At 62.2% G+C, this 6,453-nt stretch carries 6 protein-coding genes; 1 reads left to right on the forward strand and 5 read right to left on the reverse strand.

Annotated elements, in window-relative coordinates:
- The first annotated feature begins 13 nt into the window (after positions 1 to 13).
- Positions 14 to 2,119 carry a lytic transglycosylase domain-containing protein gene (locus tag AC3VI7_RS03960; RefSeq protein ID WP_489669274.1) on the forward strand — a complete coding sequence of 702 codons (2,106 nt, stop codon included), beginning with the start codon at positions 14 to 16 and terminating at the stop codon, positions 2,117 to 2,119.
- Here AC3VI7_RS03960 and AC3VI7_RS03965 read toward each other — a convergent pair whose 3' ends face one another.
- The 5 genes from AC3VI7_RS03965 to AC3VI7_RS03985 form a co-directional block, all read right to left on the reverse strand.
- Positions 2,120 to 2,623, reverse strand: a complete 504-nt coding sequence (locus AC3VI7_RS03965) for a universal stress protein (RefSeq protein ID WP_489669275.1) — start codon at positions 2,621 to 2,623, stop codon at positions 2,120 to 2,122.
- Positions 2,624 to 2,670: 47 nt separating this feature from the next.
- On the reverse strand, positions 2,671 to 3,480 hold the full coding sequence (locus tag AC3VI7_RS03970; RefSeq protein WP_489671240.1) for a DNA/RNA non-specific endonuclease: 810 nt from the start codon (positions 3,478 to 3,480) through the stop codon (positions 2,671 to 2,673).
- Positions 3,480 to 4,733, reverse strand: coding sequence for a dicarboxylate/amino acid:cation symporter (locus AC3VI7_RS03975; RefSeq protein WP_489671241.1), 1,254 nt, complete (start codon positions 4,731 to 4,733; stop codon positions 3,480 to 3,482). Before AC3VI7_RS03975 ends, AC3VI7_RS03970 begins: the two co-directional genes overlap by 1 nt.
- A 104-nt stretch (positions 4,734 to 4,837) precedes the next feature.
- Complete coding sequence (locus tag AC3VI7_RS03980) at positions 4,838 to 5,575, reverse strand: hypothetical protein (RefSeq protein ID WP_489671242.1); 738 nt, start codon at positions 5,573 to 5,575, stop codon at positions 4,838 to 4,840.
- A gap of 62 nt (positions 5,576 to 5,637) precedes the next feature.
- Positions 5,638 to 6,453, reverse strand: an 816-nt coding sequence (locus AC3VI7_RS03985) for a PhoX family protein (protein ID WP_489671397.1), incomplete at its 5' end; no start/stop codon positions are given.

Consider the following 6,453-nt stretch of genomic DNA (forward strand, 5'->3'; position numbering starts at 1 on the left):
CGCCTTCTCTCGCATGTTCCGAATCGTTGTATTGCTGTTGGCCTTGGGCAGTGCTGCCTGGGCCACAGCAGCTTCTCATCGCCATCACACGGGTGGTGGGCATCACACCAAACGTCAAGCCCAGCATCATCACGCACCGCACGCCAAGAAGTCGGTGGCGGCGCAAGCGGTGTCCGGGGTCGCTGCATCTGCCGCCCAAGGGCCGGATGCTTGGGTGCTGGAGGCGCGCGATGCCTTTGCCCGCCATGACCGCAAACGTCTGCTCGCAGCGCGCCAAGCTTTGGCCACGCGTCAGCACCCGCTGCTGATTTGGGCCGAGTACTGGGAACTGAATAACCGGCTCACCGAAGTGTCGGCCGATGAAATCGAGTCGTTCTATACCCGCTGGCCGGACAGTTATCTCGAAGACCGCCTGCGCAACGATTGGCTCCTCGAAGTGGGTCATCGGCGTGATTGGGCGCAGGTGGCGGCGGATTACCCGCGCTTTCGCATGAACGATGACCGCGAGGTGGTTTGCTATGCCCTCTTGGCGCGTTCCCAAACGGGGGAGGATGTGCGTGCTGCCGCGCGGCGTGCTTGGATGGCGCAGCGTGAGCCCGATGAAGGCTGTGCCTTGCTGGCCAAAACGTTCTATGACGCCCGTCTGTTCAGTGATGCCGATGTTTGGCAAAAGGCCCGCAGCGCGCTCGACATTGACCGTCCTCGCGTGATGCAGCAAGCCCTGGCCTTGATGGAGGACATGCCGTCCGCCACGCGCAACGAGTTGATGGATGGTCCGCAGCGTGTGTTGACCCGTTTGGGCTCAGCCTCCGGGCGCCCGGATTCAGAGTTGGCGTCGGTGGCCATTGCGCGCTGGGCCAATCAAGACCCGGAACAAGCCGCCAAGGCGCTGGCGGGCTGGCAGTCGCGCATGGCCCCCGACACCGCCGCTTGGACGTGGGCCGCCGTGGCACGCCAAGCGGCGTTGCGGCTCATGCCGCAGGCCGATTTATGGTTCCAACGCTCGGCCGAGGTGCCGCATGCGCGCGATCCCGAGTGGAGCGACGAGATGCTGGCTTGGCGGGTGCGTGCCGCGCTGCGCAGCGTGGATGCCGGCCGCTGGCTGCGTATCCGCGAAGCGATTGAGGCCATGAGTGCCCAAGAGCAGCGCGACCCCGCTTGGATGTATTGGCGCGGCCGGGCTTTGCGCGCCTCTTTGCGCACCGGGCCGGAAGGCGATGCTGAGCGGTATCAGGGCCGGCAGCAGTTGGACCGGATCAAGAACCACTTCAGTTTTTATGGGCAGTTGGCGGCCGAGGACTTGAATCAGCCTCAAAGCTTGCCGGAAGCGCCGGCCGCGCTTTTGCCCGAAGAGCGGTCGGCCGCCGAGCAGCATCCGGGCATCAATCGCGCCTTGGCTTTGCTGGCCTTGGGCTTGCGGACCGAAGGGGTGAAGGAGTGGAACTTCACGATGCGCGATTTTGATGATCGCCAGCTTTTGGCCGCAGCGCAGCGCGCTTGTGCGCTGGAGATCTGGGACCGTTGCATCAACGCCAGTGACCGTAGTCGCCAAGAGATCGACATGAGCCAGCGCTTCCCGACGCCGTTTCGGGAGGACGTTTTGCGCATCACCAAGGACGTCGGTGTGGACCCAGCCTATGTGTACGGCTTGATCCGCCAAGAATCGCGTTTTGTCACGGTGGCGCGCTCCAACGTTGGGGCCGCAGGCTTGATGCAAGTGATGCCTGCCACGGCCAAGTGGACCGCCCAAAAAATGGGTTTGGCCTATCACCCCGACAACATCAGCCAGCGGGATATGAACCTGCGTCTGGGCACGGGCTATTTGAAGATGGTGCTTGATAGCTTCCATGGCTCGCAGCCCTTGGCGGCGGCGGCCTACAACGCCGGGCCGAGTCGCTCGCGGCGTTGGCGTGAAGGCCAAACCATGGAGGCCGCCGCGTGGGTTGAAACCATTCCCTTCAACGAGACGCGTGATTACGTCAAGAAGGTGTTGGCCAACACCAGCTACTACAGCGCCTTACTCAACGCACAGCGGGACGTGAGCCTCAAGACCCGCTTGGGCCCCCTGATCGGCCCTCGGCCCTCGGATACGCCCCCTGAGGGCACTGATTTGCCTTGATCAGCCGACGTTGGCGGCGGCTTCTGGCGTCGCTTCCACGTCGTCGGTGTCCTCGGCCTCAGGCGGTTCGACGGCCAGATGCCGAATGATCGTGACCGGCACCGAGGTGTGATGCAGTACGGTTTGTGAGACCGAGCCGAGCAAGGCGCTGCGCATGCTGCCCAAGCCGCGCCCGCCCATGACCACCATGTTGCAGGCGTGTAGTTCGATCAGATCGACCAGGGCGTGGGCCGGGTCGCCCGAGACCACCACGCTCTCAAAAGCCACGTCGGTGGCACGCACCAGCGCTTCGGCGGGTGCTAAGAGGTGGAAGCCCGCAGCCGTGCTGACTTCTTCAAGCACGGCGGCATCGTGGGCGACCACCAGCTCATAAAGCGAGGCGGGTTCTTGGACGTTTGCCAAGACCAATTGCACCGGCAAGCCTTCGCGGCTGAGGTGCAGGGTGTGTTCAACCGCCGCAAGGGAAGCGGCTGAGCCATCGACAGCAACCAAAATCTTGACCATGTATGTGCTCCTCAGAGGATGTGTGTAGCTGGGTTCACCCCATTTCATCACATCGCTGAGCCTGCGGTGCGGGCGAAGGAGCAGTTGGCGGGCAGGGGCCAAGTGGTGACGGGTTTGCTGGCGCGCACGTCCGCAGGCACGCCAGCAATAGCCACCATCGAGGCACCGATCTGCTGATCGAGCTCGTTCAAGCTCACCAGATAGCTGTCCAAGGGTCCTAGGTTGCTTTGGTTGGGGATGACCCAAGCGATGGCGATCGGTTGTTGGGTGAGTGGATCGGTGCTGACGATGGCTTTCCAGAACCAATCCGGCGTGCGGATGCCGTGGCTGGCGAGGAAGAAATCGTTGCTCGGATCGGTGTAGACCACGCCGCCGTAGACCGTGAGCGGCGCGATATCGCGGTAGCACTCGGCCACGTTTTCGGCGTCCAGCCAGATGCCCCGGTTGAACGTCCCCACCTGCGGCACCACATTGGTCATGTAGTTGGCGCGCAGCAAAAACGTGGCGTCGTAGTCCATGTGGTTCGACATCACCAAGTGGCCCCGGTCCCAACCGTTGACCACGCTGGCGTAGGTGGCGGTGCTGGTTTGCTGAGTGCAACCGGCCGGCAAGCTCGGGTCGAACGTGAAATTGGCCGGGCGAGGCAAGTAGCCGGTGTCGAAGCCCAGAGGATATTCGTAGCGCAGCGCCGTGTGCTCGGTGCAGTCGTAGAGCAGCTTGAAGCCGCCGTAGTCCTGCGTGATCACGGTGTCGGGGCTACCTCCGCCACCGCCACCGCAAGAAAGCAGCAGCGGCAGTGAGATCAGGCTGATCAAACCGATCAGCACCGATCTTGCGAGGTGGGCCCTTTGGCGCATCAGCGACCTTGCATGGCGTCGGCCATCTTGGCGTGGTCGAGTTCTTTTTCCCACTTGGACACCACCACGGTGGCGACACCATTGCCGATGAAATTGGTCAGTGCGCGTGCTTCGGACATGAAGCGGTCGATGCCCAAAATCAGCGCCAAGCCGGCGACCGGGATGGTCGGCACCACCGCCAGCGTGGCTGCCAAAGTGATGAAGCCGGCCCCGGTCACGCCCGATGCGCCCTTGGACGTCAGCATGGCCACGCCCAAGATCGTCAGCTCCTGCGTGAGGCTGAGGTCGATGTTCAGCGCTTGGGCGACGAACAGCGCGGCCATGGTCAGGTAGATGTTGGTGCCGTCGAGGTTGAAGGAATAGCCTGAAGGCACGACCAAACCGACCACCGACTTGGAGCACCCCATGCGTTCCAATTTGCTCATCAACGGCACCAAAGCCGATTCCGACGACGATGTACCCAGCACCGTGAGCAGTTCATCCTTGATGTAGACGATGAAACGCAGGATGTTGAACCCGGTTAGGGCGGCGATGCTGCCCAGCACGATAAGTACGAACAGCACGCACGTCAGGTAGAAGCTGCCCATCAGCGCGGCCAGCGGCTTAAGCGCAGCGATGCCGTACTTGCCGATGGTGAAGGCCATGGCACCCCCCGCACCCAACGGGGCCAGTTTCATCACGGTGGCCATCATGGCGAAGAAGATGTGGGATGCGTCTTCGATGAACTTATGCACCGGCTGACCCACCTTACCCATGTGCATCATGGCGTAGCCAAACAGCACGGCCAGCAGCAGCACTTGAAGCAAATCACCGGAGCCGGTGAACGCATCGGTGAAGGTTTTGGGGATGATGTGCAGCACAAAATCGACCGTGCTTTGCTCTGAGGCGGCCTTGGCGTAATTGGCCACCATCTTGCCGTCGAGCGTTTTGGGGTCGATGTTGAAGCCGTCACCCGGCCGCAGCACGTGCATCACGATCAGGCCGATGACCAAGGCGAAGGTCGAGACGACTTCGAAGTAAATCAGCGCTTTGCCGCCCACGCGGCCGACTTTCTTCATGTCGCCCGAGCCGGCAATGCCCAGCACCACCGTGCAGAAGATCACTGGGCTGATCAGCATCTTCACCAGCGCGATGAAGCCATCCCCCAGCGGCTTCAGGCTGGCCCCGGTTTTGGGGTCGAGATAGCCCAAGGTGCCGCCCGCAAGGATGGCAAGGAGGACCCAGAAATAGAGGTGACCCGTGAGACGTTTCATGGTGCGAGGTATCCAGTGGTCGGTTGACACGTATGGGTGTGACCGTAACGGCTCGGATCAGGGGTGTCGATTGTGGATGTCCACATCTTTGAATCGGCCCTTGGTCAAAAGCGCATCCCCAGTGCGATGCGGGTTTGATCATCGGGCGTGAAATTGACTTTTTGCTCCTGCGCCAAGCGTACAAAAAAGGCGTGGTGGTCGTAGGTGAGTGCCACGCCGGTGCCGCTCAGGCTGGGGTCATTTTCAGTGGGCCGGCCTCGTTTGCTGGAAAGATCGACCGTCCAACGTCGGCCTTCTTCGGGGGTGTAGCGCCAGACCAAGTGGTGAATGATTTGATCGGTATGCAGTCGGTCATCCTTGACCATGAACAAAGACAGCGTTGAGCTTCTGCCGCGCATGCCGGCCCCCAAGGTGTAGGCGTCATTGGGGTCGAAATTGAGATTCATGTACGGCTGCAAGTTGCTCCGCCCCCAACCCAGCAGCGCATAAACCTTCTGACCCAGTTGCGCACTGAATGAGCCGCTGGCATAGCCATGGGTGGCGACTTGTAGGGAGGGCACCACCTGCCATCCCGCGCCTTGCGCGCTGTATTCCCACCCGGCCCGGCCCTGATCGAAAACTGGATCGTGGTACTGCCCCACCCAAACCACATGCGGCCCCTGTCCCGCCCGCAGATTCAGATCCACCGACTCCGGTGTTTGGGCGCTGCTGTACCAAGACGAGGTGGCCTTGAATGCCCAGGGCTCGGCTTGTTCAGCGGCTTGCGGGGGTGTTGCAGCGTGAGCGCCGCCGAGCAGTAAGACGCCGCTGGCGAAGCAAGTGAGCCATAGAAGCCATGACATAGGGGAATGACGCATGGCAGGGATCGTATGTCATCGACGGGTGGGTTCCCATTTGCTTCGGCTCACGTCCCAATCAGCCCGCCATCCATTTTGCGGATCACCAACGTGGCCGAGCGGGGCCGGCCATCGGGGCGCTGGTCGGGCCAGTTGGAGATTTTTCGGGGCGCGTCGGGGTCGCTGCGCTCGTGGGGGCTTTCGCCGGGATGCTGGATGTTGATGAACATCGTGCAGCCGTCGGGGGTGCCGGTGGCGCCGGTGATTTCGCAGCCGGCGGGGCCGACAAGGAAGCGGCGGATCTCTCCAGTGCTGGGGTCGGCGGCCAGCATAGCGTTGTGACCCAGCCCGGCCAAATCACCTTGACCCATGTCCTTGGTGGACATATCGGTCTCGATCCACAACACGCCCCGGCCGTCGATCCACAGGCCATCTGGGCAGCCGAACGCGTTGCCTTTGACGTTGCCGCGCGCATTGAGGTTGTTGTTGGTCGCGTTGCCGGCCAAAACAAAGTGCTGCCAAGTCAGGTGGGTGCCATCGAAATCGCCGTCGTCGAGCCACTCGATGATGTGGCCCATGGTGTTGTTCACCCGGGGGTTGGCGGCGTCCGTGCCAGGGAACTTATCGGCCCCGCGTTGGCTGTTGTTGGTGAGCGTGCAATACACCTTGCGGGTTTTGGGATCGACCGCCGTCCATTCGGGGCGATCCATCTTGGTGCCACCCAGCAAGTCGCTGGCTTGGCGTGTTTTGATCAGCACTTCGCCTTGATCGGCAAAGCCGTTGGCGGGCGTCAAGGGGCCTTGACCGTGAACCAGCGGCAGCCATGCGCCCTTGCCGTCTGTGTCGAAGCGGGCGACGAACAGCGTGCCGTGGTCGAGCAAGGT

This window comes from Leptothrix toolikensis (SeqCode) (genome assembly GCF_057922285.1).

Bases quoted from the DNA above. Each gene is read 5' to 3' on its own strand.
- AC3VI7_RS03960 (WP_489669274.1), top strand. From the start codon at position 14: ATGTTCCGAATCGTTGTATTGCTGTTGGCCTTGGGCAGTGCTGCCTGG.
- AC3VI7_RS03965 (WP_489669275.1), bottom strand. From the start codon at position 2,623: ATGGTCAAGATTTTGGTTGCTGTCGATGGCTCAGCCGCTTCCCTTGCG.
- AC3VI7_RS03970 (WP_489671240.1), bottom strand. From the start codon at position 3,480: ATGCGCCAAAGGGCCCACCTCGCAAGATCGGTGCTGATCGGTTTGATC.
- AC3VI7_RS03975 (WP_489671241.1), bottom strand. From the start codon at position 4,733: ATGAAACGTCTCACGGGTCACCTCTATTTCTGGGTCCTCCTTGCCATC.
- AC3VI7_RS03980 (WP_489671242.1), bottom strand. From the start codon at position 5,575: ATGTCATGGCTTCTATGGCTCACTTGCTTCGCCAGCGGCGTCTTACTG.